The organism is Nocardia sp. NPDC051832 (genome assembly GCF_040681285.1).
GTDB lineage: Bacteria > Actinomycetota > Actinomycetes > Mycobacteriales > Mycobacteriaceae > Nocardia.
On record NZ_JBFAYL010000002.1, the window covers coordinates 1,510,850 to 1,526,264 of the forward strand.

Annotated in this window: 16 protein-coding genes; 8 read left to right on the forward strand and 8 right to left on the reverse strand. The window is 67.0% G+C overall.

Annotation, left to right across the window (positions count from 1 at the left end; translation table 11 throughout):
- Positions 1-19: 19 nt before the first annotated feature.
- On the reverse strand, positions 20-595 hold the full coding sequence (locus AB0M14_RS16895; protein ID WP_364995205.1) for a peptidylprolyl isomerase: 576 nt from the start codon (positions 593-595) through the stop codon (positions 20-22).
- 619 nt (positions 596-1,214) lie between these two features.
- Between AB0M14_RS16895 and AB0M14_RS16900 the strand changes: the two genes are divergently transcribed.
- The 3 genes from AB0M14_RS16900 to AB0M14_RS16910 are packed head-to-tail and all read left to right on the forward strand — an operon-like array spanning position 1,215 to position 4,216.
- Positions 1,215-1,850, forward strand: a complete 636-nt coding sequence (locus AB0M14_RS16900) for a helix-turn-helix domain-containing protein (RefSeq protein WP_364995207.1) — start codon at positions 1,215-1,217, stop codon at positions 1,848-1,850.
- A complete protein-coding gene (locus tag AB0M14_RS16905; RefSeq protein ID WP_364995210.1) occupies positions 1,847-3,364 on the forward strand; it encodes a glycosyltransferase family 39 protein in 1,518 nt (505 codons plus the stop codon). The genes AB0M14_RS16900 and AB0M14_RS16905 overlap by 4 nt, the downstream gene beginning before the upstream one ends.
- A 21-nt stretch (positions 3,365-3,385) precedes the next feature.
- The gene (locus AB0M14_RS16910) at positions 3,386-4,216 is read left to right on the forward strand and encodes a thioesterase family protein (protein ID WP_364995212.1); all 831 of its coding nucleotides are present in this window, start codon (positions 3,386-3,388) and stop codon (positions 4,214-4,216) included.
- 27 nt (positions 4,217-4,243) lie between these two features.
- On the opposite strand, the gene AB0M14_RS16915 is transcribed toward AB0M14_RS16910, so the two are convergent.
- From AB0M14_RS16915 to AB0M14_RS16925, 3 genes are all read right to left on the reverse strand, one after another.
- Positions 4,244-5,671: a DUF4328 domain-containing protein gene (locus tag AB0M14_RS16915; protein WP_364995215.1), complete on the reverse strand. Its 1,428-nt coding sequence runs from the start codon at positions 5,669-5,671 to the stop codon at positions 4,244-4,246.
- Between the two features lie 73 nt (positions 5,672-5,744).
- Positions 5,745-6,368, reverse strand: coding sequence for a class I SAM-dependent methyltransferase (locus tag AB0M14_RS16920; RefSeq protein WP_364995218.1), 624 nt, complete (start codon positions 6,366-6,368; stop codon positions 5,745-5,747).
- A 73-nt stretch (positions 6,369-6,441) separates the two neighbouring features.
- A complete protein-coding gene (locus AB0M14_RS16925) occupies positions 6,442-7,026 on the reverse strand; it encodes a TetR family transcriptional regulator (RefSeq protein WP_364995221.1) in 585 nt (194 codons plus the stop codon).
- A 64-nt stretch (positions 7,027-7,090) separates the two neighbouring features.
- Between AB0M14_RS16925 and AB0M14_RS16930 the strand changes: the two genes are divergently transcribed.
- From AB0M14_RS16930 to AB0M14_RS16940, 3 genes are all read left to right on the forward strand, one after another.
- Positions 7,091-7,525, forward strand: coding sequence for a hypothetical protein (locus tag AB0M14_RS16930; protein WP_364995224.1), 435 nt, complete (start codon positions 7,091-7,093; stop codon positions 7,523-7,525).
- Positions 7,526-7,641: 116 nt separating this feature from the next.
- Positions 7,642-8,526, forward strand: coding sequence for a bile acid:sodium symporter family protein (locus tag AB0M14_RS16935; protein ID WP_364995226.1), 885 nt, complete (start codon positions 7,642-7,644; stop codon positions 8,524-8,526).
- 31 nt (positions 8,527-8,557) lie between these two features.
- Positions 8,558-9,106: a phosphoribosyltransferase family protein gene (locus tag AB0M14_RS16940; protein WP_364995228.1), complete on the forward strand. Its 549-nt coding sequence runs from the start codon at positions 8,558-8,560 to the stop codon at positions 9,104-9,106.
- An 8-nt stretch (positions 9,107-9,114) separates the two neighbouring features.
- Here the strand turns inward: AB0M14_RS16940 and AB0M14_RS16945 are convergent, their stop codons facing one another.
- The 4 genes from AB0M14_RS16945 to AB0M14_RS16960 all read right to left on the reverse strand — a co-directional run bounded on the left by AB0M14_RS16945 (position 9,115) and on the right by AB0M14_RS16960 (position 13,029).
- On the reverse strand, positions 9,115-10,233 hold the full coding sequence (locus AB0M14_RS16945; RefSeq protein ID WP_364995231.1) for a sedoheptulose 7-phosphate cyclase: 1,119 nt from the start codon (positions 10,231-10,233) through the stop codon (positions 9,115-9,117).
- Positions 10,234-10,308: 75 nt separating this feature from the next.
- Positions 10,309-10,947, reverse strand: a complete 639-nt coding sequence (locus AB0M14_RS16950) for an LppP/LprE family lipoprotein (protein ID WP_364995234.1) — start codon at positions 10,945-10,947, stop codon at positions 10,309-10,311.
- Between the two features lie 122 nt (positions 10,948-11,069).
- Entirely contained in the window at positions 11,070-11,537 is a 468-nt protein-coding gene (locus tag AB0M14_RS16955; RefSeq protein ID WP_364995237.1) for a hypothetical protein, read from the reverse strand.
- Positions 11,538-11,583: 46 nt separating this feature from the next.
- On the reverse strand, positions 11,584-13,029 hold the full coding sequence (locus AB0M14_RS16960) for an aminotransferase class I/II-fold pyridoxal phosphate-dependent enzyme (protein ID WP_364995240.1): 1,446 nt from the start codon (positions 13,027-13,029) through the stop codon (positions 11,584-11,586).
- A gap of 122 nt (positions 13,030-13,151) precedes the next feature.
- Here AB0M14_RS16960 and AB0M14_RS16965 point away from each other — a divergent pair, with 122 nt between their 5' ends.
- Complete coding sequence (locus tag AB0M14_RS16965; RefSeq protein WP_364995242.1) at positions 13,152-13,988, forward strand: nitrilase-related carbon-nitrogen hydrolase; 837 nt, start codon at positions 13,152-13,154, stop codon at positions 13,986-13,988.
- Positions 13,985-15,406, forward strand: a complete 1,422-nt coding sequence (hydA, locus tag AB0M14_RS16970; protein ID WP_364995245.1) for a dihydropyrimidinase — start codon at positions 13,985-13,987, stop codon at positions 15,404-15,406. The genes AB0M14_RS16965 and hydA overlap by 4 nt, the downstream gene beginning before the upstream one ends.
- Positions 15,407-15,415 lie beyond the last annotated feature (9 nt).

Sequence of the window (15,415 nt, forward strand, 5' to 3'; positions counted from 1 at the left end):
GCCCTTCGTCGTGTCCGGGCTAGTTCTTGACGGCCACCGAGTCGATGACGACGTCCGCGGCGGGCGCGCCGTCACCGGCGCCGTCCTTGGTGCCGCCGTTGGCGACCGCCGTCAACTTGTCCATGCCGGCGCTGATCTTGCCGAACGGGGTGTAGTTCGGCGGCAGCTGCGAATCCTGGGTCACCAGGAAGAACTGGCTGCCATTGGTATTCGGCCCGGCGTTGGCCATGGCGACGGTGCCCGCCGGGTAGGTGGCGCCGGCCAAGTTCTCGTCGGGGACCTGGTAACCGGGGCCGCCGGTGCCGGTGCCGGTCGGATCGCCGCACTGGAGCACGAAGATGCCCGCGGTGGTGAGCCGGTGGCAGCGGGTGTGGTCGAAGTAGTTCTCGTTCGCCAGGAAGACGAAGGAGTTCACGGTGCGCGGCGCCTTCGCCGCGTCGAGCGCGATCGTGACCGCGCCACAGCTGGTGTTCAGCGTCGCGGTGTAGTTGGCGCCCGAATCGATCGCCATACCCGGCTCCGCGGGCCACTGCTTGCCGTTGGGCTCGCCGGCGTCGGGGGTGCATTTCGGCACCGCCGCCGTGGCCTCGGGCATCGTCAGGACGCCGCCGAGGCCGAGTACCGCGAGGGCCGCGCCAGCAGCGAAAAGCCGTGCACCGCCTAGGGTTCGCCGGAGAAATCCGCTTCGGGTGCTATGGACGAGTTGCCGCTGTTCGCTGCTCAACGTTCTCCAGTCTCCTTCATTCGGTTCCCGCATCGGTCGATGCTCTGGCGCATCATGCCATTTCGCGGCGGAGCGCGGACCTGGATGGGCGGACAAGTGTGCTCGGCTGGGGTATCGTGTCCGAAACCTGAATGTGTGCAAGGCCACTCGCCATGGCGTATCCGCATAACTGCTGCTGAGTGCGGCGGCAGGTAGGCAAAAGTCCCATCCAGCGGACTTTTTCGGCGAAATCGCTGATCAAACTGTTCTGAATTGTGCATGCTTCACATTGCTCGGCGTGCGAGGGCGCGTCGTTTGAAGATGAGGAGTCATCATGTCCGGATCTGCAGCGGATTTCATCGTCGAGGTGCTGGTCAAGACGATCACCCAGCTGATCACCGGTAGCGCCGGCTAGTCCGTCGCCAGTCCGGAGGCCGCGTTCCCGCTCGGGAACGCGGCCTTTGTCGTTTCCCGACCCGGGGTGATTGACCTTGCGTGCTAAAATCTGGCCGTGCGGTCAGAAAAAAATCCGGATGGACAACGCAAGTCGTTCATCGAGGAGGCGCGCCGCCGCCAGATCATCGCGTCGGCCGTTCAGGTCATCTCCGAAGCCGGATACGCCGGCGCCTCGCTGGCGCGGATCGCCGAGCACGCGGGCATCTCCAAGGGCGTCATCTCCTACCACTTCGCGGGCAAGGACGAGCTGATGGAGCAGTTGGTCATCCAGCTCTACATCTCGGGCGGGGAGTACATGGCGCCGAAGATCGGGGCGGTGCAGGGCCTGCGCAACCAATTGCTGACCTACATCGCGACGAACCTCGAGTTCATCGACGCGAACCGCACCTATATCGCCGCGCTGCACCAGGTGGTGCTGAATTTGCGCGACAGTGCGGGCAATCTGCGGTTCGCCGCCTCCGATGGTGAGCAGGCGGTCATCCAGCCACTGGTCGAGCTGCTGGTGCAGGGGCAAGCGAAGGCGGAGTTCGGCACGGACTTCGATCCGGTCCGCATGGCGGAGTCGATCCGCGATGCCATCGACGGCGCGGCGGCCCGCGCGGCGCGATCGGCGGATTTCGATATGACCGCGTACTCGGCGCACATCTGCCGGGTGTTCGACATCGCGACACGGGAGGCGGAGCGGAAATGACCGGCGTACTGGAAACGCAAGGGCGGCAATCGGAGACCGAACAGCCGCCGTTCGCCTACGCGGGCGTCGGCGCGGTCGTGGCGGTGGCCGCGGTGGCGCTGTTCGCCTCGATCGGCCGCTACGGATTCTTCGGCGACGAACTGTACTTCCTCTCCGCCGGGCGCAGGCTCGCATGGGGGTACGCCGATCAGGGGCCGCTGGTGCCCGCCCTCGCCCGCCTGATGGACCTGCTCGCACCGGATTCGATGGTGGCGCAGCGTATTCCGGCGGTGCTGCTGACCCTCGCGGCGATCGTGATCAGCGCCCAGATCGCGCGCGAGTTCGGCGGTTCGCGGACCGCGCAGGTGCTGACGGCGGTCGCTTATGTGACCTCGCCGTTCCTGCTGGTGCAGGGTGCGCAGCTGGCCACCAACACCGTTGATACCGCGCTGTGGGTGCTGATCAGCTGGCTGCTGATCCGGTGGGTGCGCACCCGCCAGGACGTGCTGCTGCTCTGGGCGGCGCTGGCGACCGCGCTGGACATGCAGGTCAAGTGGCTGATCCCGTTCTTCTGGATCGCGGTCGTGATCGGCGCGCTGGTCTTCGGGCCGCGAGAGCTGGTGCGGCGCAAGGCGTTATGGCTCGGTGGCGCACTTGTCGTGCTGCTCTCGGCGCCGATGCTGCTCTGGCAGGCCGAGCACGGGTGGCCGCAGCTGGCGATGGGCGCGGCGATCTCGCACGAACAGGACACCGTCGGCGGCCGGTACACCTGGATTCCGCTGGCGATCGCCTCGGCGGGGCTGTTCGGCGGCGTGCTGCTGATCGCGGGGATCTGGGCGCTGCTGCGCGCGGAATTCCTGCGGCCCTACCGCTTCCTCGGCCTGGTCCCGTTGCTGCTGACGCTGGCGTTCCTCGCGACCAACGGCCGGCCGTACTACGCCGCGGGCTGCTATGCGGCGCTGATGGCCGCCGGTGCGGTGTGGTGGACCCGGGATGCGGTGCGCTGGCGCCGGATCGCCACCGTGCCGCTGGTGGCGCTGTCGGCGGCGATGGTCATCTGGAGCCTGCCGTGGCAGGCCGAGGCCGATATCGATCCGGTGGACAACGAGGCCGAAGCGGGTTTGGCGATCGGGCTCTACGGCAAGTTCGGCTGGAACGAACTGCGCGACGCCACGGCGAACGCCTATCAGCAGCTGCCGAGCACCGAACGCGCCCAGGCGGTCATCATCGCCGATTCCTATTGGCAGGCTTCGGCTCTCGATGTCGGCCGCGCGCGCTACGGCCTCCCGCCGGTGTACAGCCCGCAGCGCGGCTTCGGATACTTCGGCACCCCACCGGATTCGGCCACCTCGGTGCTGTGGGTCGGCGGCGACGAGCAGGAGTTGCGGGCCCTGTTCGGGTCGGTGGTCCAGGTCGGGCGGTCGGATGCACGGCTCGGTATTCCGGGCGTCACCCGGGACGTGCCGATCTGGCACTGCGACCATCCGCTGCGGCCGTGGTCGCAGACCTGGCCTGGGCTGCTGCGGTTGAACTGAGCGCTGGCTTACGCTGGCGGGGTGGGAGATCTCGGACTCGACACCGCCGTCGACGGCGCCGCCGGCCACTACACCGCGACCCTCTCGCCGGACTGGGAAGCGTGGGGCCCGGTCGGCGGATACCTTGCGGCGCTTGCCGTTCGGGCGGCGCGCGAGCACGGCGAACTGCCGCGCGTCGCGTCGGCCACCTGCCAGTTCTTGTCCGTCGCCGAATTCGGCCCGGTCGAGCTGAGCGCCGAAACATTGCGGTCGGGGCGGCGCGCGGAGTCGATCCAGGTGCGGATGACCCAGCGCGGCAAGCCGATCCTGGCCGCGCTGGTGTGGCTGACCGCCGACGGTCTGCACGCCGGCGTGCAGCACGACGCGGCGCGCATGCCGGTGATACCGCCGCCGGAGGGGCTGCGCTCCTGGGACGACCTGACCGTCCAGCTGCCCTCGGTGTGGAAGAGCGTCGAGGGCAGACCTGTTGTCTGGCACGAACATTGGCGGCAGCGGCCGCTCGGCGCCCCGGTGTGGCAGGGTTGGTTCCGCTTCCGGCCCGCCTGCACTGATCCGGCCGCGGACGCCGCGCGTCAGCTGATCCTGCTCGACCTGCTGCCGTACCAGGCGCTGCTGGCCGCGCACCGCGACGAACTGCTCGCCCCGAATCTGGATCTGTCGGTGCAATTCCATCGCGCCGGGCCGGTCGACGAGTGGCTGTTCGCCGAAGCTTCCTGCGACATCGTGGAGTCCGGGCTCGTCGGTTTCCGCAGCCGGGTGTGGACCCGCGACGGACGTCTGCTGGCCTCGGGTTCGGGCCAATTACTCTGCAGCCCGATGCCCGCCGGGCCGACCGGCGGCCGGTCGACCTGAACGCGCCGGCACAGGGAACGGCCCGCTCTAGCGCGGGCCGCGGTAGGCCGCCTCGGCCTGCCACCGATCGATGCGGAAGATGATGCCGGCCAACAGGATTGCCGCGGTGGCCAGCAGCGACACCCCGATCCAGACGGTGACCGTCTGCGCGGCGCCGATGCCATACCAGAACACGACCCAGGCGCTGATCCAGGCGAGCCACCACACCCAGACCAGCGCGCCCGCCGAGCGTTGCGCGGGGTGCGAATCGCGCCAGACCTGATACACCACCAACGCGGGCATGATCAGGTTGGCGATCGGCAGGAACCAGGCGCCGATGGCCCAGCCGCGGGAGAGGCCGCCTGCGTGCGGGCGCAGGGCGTCGGCGTTCATGCGGGCGCGCATCAGCCAGCACAGGAAGACCACTCCGGCGATCAACAGGGCGAGGACGAGCGTCAGCAGGCCGACCACGGTCGGGAGGGCCCAGTCGTCCAGTGCCGCATCGTATGCCGGTGAGTCCTCCGGCAAGGCGTCGAGCGTCCGATAGTCGGGCGTCGCGAGAGCCATCACGGCGGGACCGGGGAATACCAGGGCGAACAGCAGGGCGGTGGTGATGCCGAGACCACGGCCCACGGAGACAGGCGGGGCGCCGAAGCGCGGATCGTGGAGAGCCGGGGGCGGCCCGGGGTAGGGGTGCTGGATCTGCTGAGGGAGAGCCGGGTGCGGCCCGGGGTAGGGATGCTGGATCTGCTGGGGGAGGCTGCCCGAACGCGCCCGGCTGGTCTGCCACGCGCTGACCCGGCGCAGCAGGACGGTGACGGCGAGGGCGGCGACGAGCTGGACCAGGATGCCCGCCAGCCAGATCAGGACGCCGAGCCCGGCCCGGGTAGCGTCCTCGCTGCCGAACCGCGGGGCTATGCCGAACAAATATCCGGTGAACAGCAGCAGCGCGCCGAAGACGAACGCCACCCACCAGATCACGACCACCTTGGTGAGCGAATTCGCGGGCAGCCGTGCCGAATCCGGGGACAGGGCCGGGTCGCTCGCGCGCTGGATGTCATCGACCAGCACCGGCGGCAGGAACCAGTTCACCACCGGCAGGAAGCCCGCCACCGCCCAAGCCCTGGGCAGCCGATGGGGTGCGGCGCAGAACAATTCGGCATTCGAGCGGGCCCGGTAGGTCCAGACGACGAACAGCAGGCTGCCGATCAACTGCACCGTCACCGCCGTCGACGAGGTCCAGAACAGCCATTGCCCCGTCTGGTCGAGCGCCCGCAATTGTTCTTGCGCGTGCGCCAGACCGGTGGCGGGCTCACTCGCCAGCTGCCAGTTACGAATGTAGACAACCAGTTCGGCGCAGAGCGCCGCCAGCACCACCCAGACCGCGGCCTGCACGGCAGCGGCCAAGCCGCCGACCGGTTTGAACGCCGGGCCCGCGGGCGGGCGCTCGAAATCGAGATGGGTTTGCGTCACCATGGGAATCCCCTCCCCGCAAGGAATTGACCGAACTCCAAAATGTGTCACCTCCCGGGGGCGCGGTCAACGGATTTCACTTCTCCCTGCTGGCAACCAGATACGCGCGGGTGGTGTCGACCTCGGACGGATAGGCGCGCCGCTCGAGCGCCGCATCGATCCGGAACCCGGCCTCGGTCAACAGCGCTTCGATCTGCGGGCGCTCGAAGAAGTGGAAGTCCAGATCGACCGTGTGTCCGAGCATGTCGTCCAGGTGCAGGGTCTCGCTCCCGACATGGAAGGACAGCAGCAGCCGCCCGCCCGGTACCAGTGCGCGATGGAACTCCCGGAAGACGCCCGGCAGCTCGGCCAGCGGCACATGAATAATCGAGTAGAACGCGACGATCCCACCCCACACCCCGTCGGCGACCTCGAGGGCGCGCATATCGCCCACCCGGAACTCGATCTCCTCGTGCGCCTTCGCCGCCAGCTCGACCATCCGTGGCGACAGATCGAACCCCGTCACCCGCGCCCCGAGATGATCCAGATACCAGCTCACATGCCCTGGCCCGCACCCGATATCGGCCACCACCGCCTCCTCGCCGACCTCGTCGGCGAACACTCGCAGCAACGCCCGATCCAGCGGCTTCTCCCGCAACTCCGCCCCGAATCTTGCGGCGTAATCCTCGGCGATCTCGTCATAACTGTCCCGCGTACCCACCCGCCCATACTGCACCGCTCGGCTGGTACTTGCCGGTTGGACGGAGCGGATCGCCCTACGGGTTCCGACGGCGCTACCCCGCGGGGCGGTCGGTACCCGGCAGGGTGAGGGCGACAAGGCTTGTCAGCTTGGTCCGGAGTCGGTCGACGTCGACCGGGGTGGCGCCGTGGGCGAGTTCGTGGAGGACCAAGCCGTCGATGAGCGCGACGATGAGGCTCGCCTGCTCGGTGTCGCCGGTGACCGCGGCCGCCATTTCCACGAAACCCGCCGTTAGGGTTTCGATCGTGGCGGCCATCAGCTGGCGGCTCGGGGGATCCAGTTCGAGGAGTAGGCGGGCGCGGCTGCGGGCCCGGGCCGGGCCGAGCCAGTGCGCCAAAGTGGTGGTGGCGCCTTCGATCAGGGCAGCCGAATCCATGGTCGGGGACAGTTGCCCCGCGCTGAACCGCTCGATGTCGGCTCGTTCCAGGTCGGCGATGCGGTCGACGATCGCGGTGAGTAGCGCGCGCCGGGTCGGGAAGTGGTAGCTGCAGGTTCCCGGCGGGAGCTCGGCGCGCATTTCGACAGCGCGGTGGGTGAGTCCGCGCAACCCCTGCTCGCCGATTACCTCGATGGCGGCGTCGGCCAGCAACGTCTTGCGATCCGGGTCACTCCTATGCACAGATTCATGCTACAGATGTAGTGTCTGCTACAGATGTAGTGTTCCAGTTTTTCGGAGGTTTCCAATGCGTATTCCCTTCTATCGAGTAGGCGCGTGGTGCTGGATCGTCACCGGCCTCGGCCACACCGCCGGTGACGTCTATCTGCGGAGCCGGCCGTCGAAAGCCGACGCGACGTTGGACACCGTGCTGCGAAACCATCCCTTCGAGCTGATGGGAACGCAGCGCAGCCACTACGAGCTGTTCATGGGTTTCAGCCTGGCCATGGGTATCTCGATGGCGCTGGTGGGCCTGCTGTTCCTCATGCTGGCGCGTTTCGCCACCGAGCCTCGTCAGGTGCGTCAGGCCGGATTCCTCGGCCTCGCAGCATCATTGGGCCTGCTCGCGCTCTCGGTGGCCTGGGAGCCGCCGCCTCCGATCGTCTTGTTCACGCTGGCGAGCCTGGCGTTCGCGGCGGCCGTCTTCGTGCCGGTGCGCGCACCCCGGTCGGTGCCGGCCTAGGCGTACCCGGATTCCGCAGTTCGAGGTTAAGCGCTGGTTCGGGTCCAGCCGAGGCGATATCGCCGGTCGGTGGGGTCGGATATGTTCGATCGGTTGCTGGGTGAGAGGAGATCGGTATGGGTTCAACGGTTTTCGCGGTGTTGTTGCCGATCGCGCTGGCGCTGATCATGTTCGGGCTCGGGTTGACGTTGACCGTGGACGACTTCAACCGGGTGTTGCGGTATCCGAAGGCGGCGGTGGTGGCGCTGGGCTGCCAGATGGTGCTGTTGCCGGGGGTCTGTCTGGGGTTGATCTATCTGTTCGGGCTGGGCGGGGCGCTGGCGGCCGGGATGATGCTGCTGGCCGCCTCGCCGGGCGGGCCGTCGGCCAACCTGTTCAGTCACATCGCGGGCGGCAATGTGGCGTTGAACATCACGCTGACAGCGGTGAATTCGGTGCTGGCGGTGTTCACCATGCCGCTGGTGCTGGCCCTGTCGTTCCGCTTGTTCCTGGCCGACGCGGAGTCGATCGGGCTGCGGCCGGACAAGTTCGCGCAGGTGTTCGCGATCGTGCTGGTGCCGGTGGCGATCGGGATGTTCGTGCACCACCGGTTCACCGCGTGGGCCGAGCGGATGCGCGGCAAGGTGAAGGTGCTCTCGATCGTGGTGCTGGCGCTGGTGGTGACCGCGGCGGTGGCCAAGAACTTCGAGACGCTGACCGAGAACATCGGAAAGCTGTCTGCGATCTGCCTGGTGTTCGCGGTGATCAGTCTCGCCGTCGGATACTTCGTCCCCAAACTCCTGCGCGTCGACGAGGATCAGGCGATCGCCTCGGCCATGGAGATCGGCATCCACAACGGGGCCATCGCGATCGCCGTCGCGGCCACGGTGTTGCAGAACGACCAGATGGCGGTGCCGGGCGCGGTCTACGGCGTGCTGATGAACATTCCGGCGGCCGCCGTGGCGTATCTGCTGGCGCGGCGGGCCCGCCGGCCGGAACCGGTACCGAGCACGGCAGGCTAGGTAAGCTGGGTGACCACCGGAGGAGTGCACCGTGGAACTAGCATCGTTCATTATCGGAATCGTCGGCCTCGTTTTCGGTGTCGCCGCAATGTTCAAGTGGACCATCGATCTCCGGCGCCGGGCCCGCTATCGGGATGTCATCAAGGCGATTTCGAAGTTGGATGGCGTTATTCGGCATCACCGGTTCGATGTGGTGGTCGGGCTCGCCGACGGCTTGGTTCCGGCGGCGATTATCGCGTTGAACTTCAGGATTCCGGAAGTGCATTTTGTCGATGCCACAGTGTCGCTGCGGCGCGGGAATCAGCAGATGGCGCCGATCGACGTATCACATATCCCGGATCTGAGCGGAAAGTCGGTCCTGCTGATCGACAATCACTTGTACACCGGAACCAATATGCGGACCGCGGTGGCGGCCTTGGCGGCCAACAACGCATCCGCGATCGTCACGATGGCGCTGTTCAAACATCAGATGTCCACAGCGGTTTTCGAACCGGATCACTATGTGTACAAGGTCAACGGGCGGGTGCGTTCGGTGCCCTGGGGCATTACGCCCGAGCACCGTTCGGAATACCTGTCCTGAGCGGAGTTTCAGGCGAGGAGCTTCTCGAGCTCGACCGTAGCGGCTTCGAGTTCGCCGAACTCCAGATCGTTGATGAACCGCACCCCTCCGATGCCCTTGGGCAGCGGAATCCGTTGCTGACCTGCGCGATGCCGGGTGCGTTCGAGGACCGACGCCCATATCGTCTCGACATCGATGTCCGGCAAAGTCGGAACAATGTCCAGGCGTCGCGTGAGATGAGCGACGCGACGCGCATCCGCATCGCTGATCAGTCCACGCGCGCGCGAAATAATCACGGAAAGCATGATGTCCAGCGCGACCGCCTCGCCGTGGCGCAGCCGATGATCGAGGTCGCCGAGTTCCCATGGGGGAGAGAAGGTATGGCCCAACTCCACGGCGCGGCAGAGGTCGTCCTCGAGAATGTTGGGCTCTATCTCTTCGATCGTCACAGCTATCGCGGTGTGCAGGATGCCGACGCCGGCCGACTGAAATCGGTCCTCGAAGACTGCCTGCGCAGACGCCGACTCCAGAGCGTTGAAAAGCTCCGCGGAGCATCCGACGCCGAGCTTCAGCACTTCGCCCAGCGCATTGGCGATCTCGCGCCGCGGCAGTGTCTGGAAGAAGGTGCGGTCCAACAGCACACGCTGGGGCGGCTGGAAGACGCCGATGAGGTTCTTCTTCTGGTTGAAGTTGATTCCCGCTTTGATACCGACCGAGGCGTCCACATAGGAGAGAACTGTGGTGGGCACTTTGATATACGGAACACCACGGCGGTACAGGCTGGCGGCCAACGCTGCTACATCCATGACCGCGCCACCGCCGATAATTATCACCGGCTCGTTTCTGCGCTCCACGCCGAAGGCGTCCATTCGATGGATGATTCGGATCAGTGTCTCATGATTCTTGCAGTTCTCGCCACCATCGAGAATCAGGATATCCGAGTCGATGCGCCGCTCCGCCAGGTAACCCCGCAGCGTATCAAGCCAGGCCTCGGGTACTCCGCTGTCGCAAACGATGAACCGTCGGCCAGGGGATGGTCCGCCCGACAAGAGTAATTCTCCGTGCTGTGGAATCAGAGGTTCGGCGATGGATATCTCGTAATTCAAACTGGTTTCGTGGGTTACGGTCCATCCCTTGATCTCCGGCACGATCGATTACCTTCTGACATAAGCGGATACAAGCCTAGCTGGCTATAGCGTACGCTCGCCGCAGCCGGCCTAGGTTTAGGTTCCTGGCGGGAACTGGCCATTCGCCTGGACCGTGGTGCCTGTCAAGGTGAAGGTGACCACGCTGGGGCCGCCGGTCGGGCAGCACAGGGCGTCCTCTGGGAGCGCCCATTTGTATTGCACCTGAACGGTATCGCGGGTTTTGCCGAGCATGTGGGTGTAGGCGTAGGGCTCCTTGGACGCGGTGCCGAGGTATTTGCCGCCGGTGAAGAACAGGATGTGGGTGGCGGGGTGGATGCCGGTGCCCTCCATTGTCATCCAGGACAGGACGCCGGTGCAGCCGTCGGCGGTCAGGTCCGCGCTGGCGCCCGGGATGGTCCAGTCGGTGGCCGGGTCGGACGCGGCGACCTGAGTGAAGGCGGTGCGTGCGAGTTCGGAGTTCCGGTCGAAGCAATAGCCGCTGCCGCTGCCCGGCTGCGCTGTCGGCGGAGTCGTGACCTGCGCGGTCGGCGGGGGCTGGGGTGCGCTGGGGGCGGTCGGGTTGTTCGCGGTCCCGGGTTGGGCCGGGGTGACGGCGACGCTCGACGGCCGGGGCGGCGTGCTGGGCGCGGCGGGCGTGGATGTGTCCGCGCCGCAGCCGGATACGGCGGCCACGATGCCCGCGGCGATCACTAGTACTGCCGGTCTGCTGCCCATGATTCCCTCGATCAGCTCGAACGGTTGGAGCGGTACCCCTGCTGGCGAAATCGCGGAGATCGTGGGCGGTGTTACCGGCGGCCGTGCCCAGGTGGGCCGGAAATGCCCGGCCCACCTGCGAATCAGCGGATCTCAGTGGTACCCGAGCAGGTGATCGCCGGCACCGGCACCAAGCCGGTATTGACGACCGAGAGGTCGAAGCGCACCGGACCGGTCCCGGTCGGCAACTGGCCGAAGCTGGTGTCGGTGGGGAAGAACGGGCCGGCCTGACCGTGCGCGGTCACGGTGCCGGTGCCGCCGGTGGCGAGGTTGGTCCAGGTCAGCGTCGGGTGCGTGCCATAGCCCCAGATGCTGCCGCCCATATTCACCGCGACCACCGGACGCCCCGAGTACAGGTCGCCGCCGTGGGTGCCGTGCAGGGTGCCGCTGTAGGGCAGATCGACGATGTTCGGGCTGAGCCCGACGCAGCGCATGCCGATCTCGATCGGGCCGCCGTAGTCGGCGGCGGAGGCGGTCGCCAGGCTCGACAGCGTGCCGGCAGCGAGGACTGCCGCGCCCGCGGCGACCCGGGTGATCATGGATGTCTTCATCATCCGACGCTAACACAACAGAAGTTGCGATAGATCGAACGGCGCATCAGGTGCGGCGAACCCGCCGATAAGTGGGCGCGGCCAGGGTAGCGGTCGCCAATTCTGTTGTCAGCCAATCCAAGTTGAGATCGACAAGCGGAGACACGGTGAGCCGCAGGTGATCCGAGACGGGGTGATCGCCGACTTCGAAGGGCCCGCCCGGCGCGACCTTGATCCCGGCGGCGGCCAGGGAGATCATGGCCGCGTTCTCGTCGGCGACGGGCAACCAGAGATTGATGCCGTCGCCACGGGTGAGCGCGACCCCCTTGGCGGCCAGTGCCCGGCGGAGTGCGGTTCCGCGCCTGCGGTATTCGGTCCGCGCGGCGGTGACAGCTCGAACGGACTCCGCGTCACCGAGCATGGTCAGCAGGACCCGTTGCAGCAGCCGGCTGGTCCACCCGGCCCCCAGCATCCGGCGTTCGACGACCGGATCGAGCAGATCGGCGGGCCCGCCCGCGACGGCCAGGCGCAGATCGGCGCCGTGCGATTTGGAATAGGACCGGACGTGTACGGTTCGCCGCGGTAATCGCGCGCCCAGCGAGCGCAACGCCGACGTGGCGATCCCCGCGCTGTGGTCGTCCTCGATGACGAGAACGCCGGTGTCGCGCAGGATGCCGGTGAGTTCCCGAGCCCGCCCGGCCGACAGCGAGACCCCGGTGGGGTTCTGCGCGCGCGGCTGCATCAGGAAAACGGTGGCGCCGAATTCGGTGACCGCCCGCGCGAGTTCGGCAGGCAGCGGCCCGGATTCGTCGAGATGGACCGGGATCGGCCGGGCGCCGAGCCGGGCCAGCAGATCGAGAAACGGCGGAAAGCACGGATCCTCGACGGCGACGGTGTCGCCCAGGCGCACATGGATGGACAGCAGCCGATCGATGGCGTCCAGCGCGCCGTCGAATACGGTGAGGCGTTCGGCCCGGAACGGCCAGTCGGCCCGAACGGCCGCCGCCAGCTCGGGCAGCACCGCCTCGCCGAGATAGTCGGCCGCGAGGGCTCCGGCCTCGTGCGCGGTGATCTCGCGCAGCGCCGCCGCGAGGTCGGGCAGCAGCGCCGGATCCGGGGTGCCGCGGGAAAGGTCGACCCGGAAGGCGCTGTCCGAAGGCGGATGCAGCCGCTGATAGCGGCCCGCCGGTCGGCTCGCCATTGTTGCGGCGGGTTCGCCGACGAAGGTGCCCGCCCGTCCGCGCGCGATGATCGCTCCGGTGGCGGCCAGCGCCCGCCAGGCCTGATTGACGGTGGCGGGGGAGACGCGCAGCTCTTTGGCCACCTCCCGCACCGTGGGTAGTCGGGAGCCGGGAGGCAAAGCGCCGGAACGGATTCGGCGGCTGATCCCGGCGGCGATCCCGGCGGGCGTGCGATCGTCCAGATCGGCGGTGAGCTCGGCGGGCGACATGAGCGCGGCCGGCGGCACCCGGTCGGGGAGTGCGCCGGTACTGCTCGCGCTTTCGATCGTCACGGGCTCAATTCTGCGACAGCCACGGTCCGGCAACCGGCACCGGCCCCAAGATTTACTGCACCGAAATTGTTTCCGCGCAGATGTAACACATTGGACCTGCTTCAGGGTGCACGATAACAATCATGCCAACCGTTCGAGCCGCGCTCGTCCAGACCAACTGGACCGGCGACAAAGAGTCGATGATCAAAGTGCACGAGGACTACGCGCGGCAGGCGGCCGCGCAGGGAGCGAAGGTGATCTGCTTCCAGGAGCTGTTCTACGGGCCCTACTTCTGTCAGCAGCAGGACGCGAAGTTCTACGAGTACGCCGAATCGGTGCCCGGGCCGACGACGGACCGATTCGCCGCGCTGGCACGGGAACTGGGCATGGTCATGGTCCTGCCCGTCTACGAGCAGGAGCAGCCGGGAGTGCTCTACAACACCGCCGCGGTGCTCGACGCCGACGGCAGCTACCTCGGCAAATACCGCAAGCACCACATTCCGCAGGTCAAAGGCTTCTGGGAGAAGTTCTACTTCCGGCCCGGCAACCTGGGCTGGCCGGTGTTCGACACCGCGGTCGGCAAGGTCGGCGTCTACATCTGCTACGACCGGCATTTCCCGGAGGGCTGGCGCGCCCTGGGCCTGGCGGGTGCGGAGATCGTGTTCAACCCGTCAGCGACCTCGCGCGGGCTCTCGGCCTACCTGTGGAAGCTGGAGCAGCCGGCCTCGGCGGTGGCCAACGAGTACTACATCGGCGCGATCAACCGGGTCGGCGTAGAAGAGCTGGGGGACAACGACTTCTACGGCACCAGCTATTTCGTCGATCCGGAGGGCAAGTTCGTCGGCGAGGTCGCCTCCGACACCGACCCCGAGCTCGTTCTCCGCGATCTGGACATGGACCTGCTGAAGGTGGTGCGGGATCGGTGGGCGTTCTATCGCGACCGCCGGCCGGACGCCTACGGACCACTGCTGGAGCCGTGATGACTACTTTCATTCATGGCGGCACTGTCGTCTCCGCCACCGGTTCCCAGTTGCTGGACGTGCTGATCGACGGCGAGTCCATTGTCGCTGTCCTGCAACCGGGTTCGACCGCGCTCGGCGCGGATCTGCGCGCCTCGGCCGACACCGTCATCGACGCCACCGGCAAGTACGTGATTCCCGGTGGGGTGGACGGGCATACGCATATGCAGCTGCCGTTCGGCGGCACCGAGGCCTCGGACACCTTCGAGACCGGCACCCGCGCCGCGGCCTGGGGCGGGACCACCACCATCGTCGACTTCGCGGTGCAGAAACCCGGTGAGCGGGTGCAGGACACACTCGGCCTCTGGCATCAGAAAGCGGCCGGGAACTGCGCCGTCGACTACGGCTTCCACCAGATCATCGGCGAGGTCAACGACGAATCCCTCAAGGGCATGAGCGAATTGGTGTCCGAAGGGGTGACCAGTTTCAAGCTGTTCATGGCCTATCCGGGCGTCTTCTACTCCGACGACGGGCGGATCCTGCGGGCCATGCAGTCCGCGGGCGACCTCGGCGCGCTGATGATGATGCACGCGGAGAACGGCATCGCCATCGATGTGCTCGTCGAGCAGGCGCTCGCTCGCGGCGACACCGCGCCGTACTTCCACGGCACCTCGCGGCCGTGGCAGATGGAGGAGGAAGCCACCCATCGCGCGATCATGCTGGCGCAGTTGACGAACGCGCCGCTCTACGTGGTGCATGTGTCCGCGAAGCAGGCGCTCGAACAGATCGCGACCGCACGGGGCAACGGACAGAACGTTTTCGGTGAAACCTGCCCGCAGTACCTGTATCTGTCGCTCGAAGAGCAGCTGGGCGCACCAGGTTTCGAAGGCGCGAAGTGGGTGTGCTCGACACCGCTGCGGTCCCGGGCCGAAGGCCATCAGGACGAGCTGTGGCGCTATATCCGCACCGGTGATGTGTCCACGGTCAGCACCGACCACTGCCCGTTCTGCATGAAGGATCAGAAAGAACTGGGGCGCGACGACTTCAGCAAGATCCCGAACGGCATCGGCGGCGTCGAACATCGGATGGACCTGATGTTCCAGGCGGTCAAGAACGGCTGGATCTCGTTGGAACGGTGGGTAGAGGTCTGCTGCACCACGCCGGCGCGCATGTTCGGCATGTACCCGCGCAAGGGCGTGATCTCGCCGGGCGCCGACGCGGACGTGGTGATCTACGACCCCAACGGCCACACCAGCATCGGCTACGAGAAGACCCACCACATGAACATGGACCACTCGGCCTGGGAGGGCTTCGAGATCGACGGCCACGTCGACACCGTGCTCTCGCGCGGCCGGGTGATCGTGGACAACGGGCAGTACCTGGGCAGCGCGGGCCACGGCCGGTACCTCAAACGCGAACTCTCGCAGAACCTCATCTAGATCGGAGAC